This window comes from Spongiactinospora gelatinilytica, from assembly GCF_003236385.1.
Lineage (GTDB): Bacteria > Actinomycetota > Actinomycetes > Streptosporangiales > Streptosporangiaceae > Spongiactinospora > Spongiactinospora gelatinilytica.
Genome location: NZ_POUA01000759.1, coordinates 1 through 1,062, shown reverse-complemented (window position 1 = coordinate 1,062; position 1,062 = coordinate 1). Strand labels below are relative to the sequence as shown.

The following is a 1,062-nucleotide window of genomic DNA, read 5'->3' as shown; positions in this document are numbered from 1 at the left end:
CCCCGGCGCCCCCCTCGCCGGCACCCTCGCCAAGGGCGCCTTCGGCGACATCCTTACAAAGTCCCACGAAAAACTCACCACCACCGGCTACGACCAAATCGCCAAACACATGGCCGGCACCTCCGGCCTCCCCCTCGACCTCGCCTACCACGACCTCGCCGACAACGAGGCAGCGGTAGACCGCCTGACCGAACAAATGGTCGCCTCCACCATGCTCACCCACGGCCTTTTCGAGCACGTCCGATTGACGGATGAGACCTTCATCACCGATCACAATCCACCTCGGATCAAGCCCATCGCGTCAATGACGCCGGCTCAGTACGGAGACTTCCTGAAGTGGGCGCGTCAGATCAGCGACATCAACGACCTACTCGAAAGGGGCAGGGACACCCTGAACAACAGGAGCGACGCGCGGCGCAACCTCGATTTGGCCGCCTACAGGGTCTCCAAGGACGAGCCATGAGCGATGTGGCCCGCTTCGGGGTCATGCTGGGCATGGTCGCCAGCCTGTTGCTCGGTTGCTCGGCCTCCGTACAGACCGGTATGGCCGCGCCGAGGGCAGACACCCGCCCGGTGCTCGACTCGGCACCTTACATCTGCGAGTTCGTCCCAGCGGAAGCGGTCCGGTTGATCAGTGGTTACTCAGGTCCGCTGACCAGCCGTATGAGTGGTGAGTGGAAGACATTCGGGCATTGCAGGACGCCGGATATCTACCCGGATCCCGTGTCGATCGGCTGGGCGCAGGAGGATGGGGACAAAGTATGGGAGCGACTCCACGGAGGGGAGTTCGCCAAGTATCGTCCTACGCCGCTGCCGCCGGATCTGGGAAGGGGATCGGTCCTCGTCGTGGCGGATCCGCCCGGGTCGATGGATCCCTATGACGTCTTTTCGATCTTCCGGTGCGGTGGTGTCGCCCCATGGATCGACATCTCCATGGCGCGGGTGGCCGAGGGGCGGGATGCGGTTAGGGATTTGACGGAGTTGATGCGGATCGCGCAGCGGCGGTATGGGGAGTTGCATGGTTGTGTGCCGCGTCCTGGCTGATCGGCGGGGTGGGGGTGG

2 protein-coding genes are annotated in these 1,062 nt (G+C 63.9%); both read left to right on the top strand.

All coding sequences use genetic code 11. The features are described 5' to 3' along the window. A partial coding sequence (locus C1I98_RS42375) for a hypothetical protein (protein ID WP_158558412.1) occupies positions 1-463 on the top strand: 463 nt, incomplete at its 5' end. Beyond that, positions 460-1,044, top strand: coding sequence for a hypothetical protein (locus tag C1I98_RS39205; RefSeq protein WP_111172218.1), 585 nt, complete (start codon positions 460-462; stop codon positions 1,042-1,044). The genes C1I98_RS42375 and C1I98_RS39205, both read left to right, overlap by 4 nt. Positions 1,045-1,062 lie beyond the last annotated feature (18 nt).

Bases quoted from the DNA above. Each gene is read 5' to 3' on its own strand.
- C1I98_RS39205 (WP_111172218.1), top strand. From the start codon at position 460: ATGAGCGATGTGGCCCGCTTCGGGGTCATGCTGGGCATGGTCGCCAGC.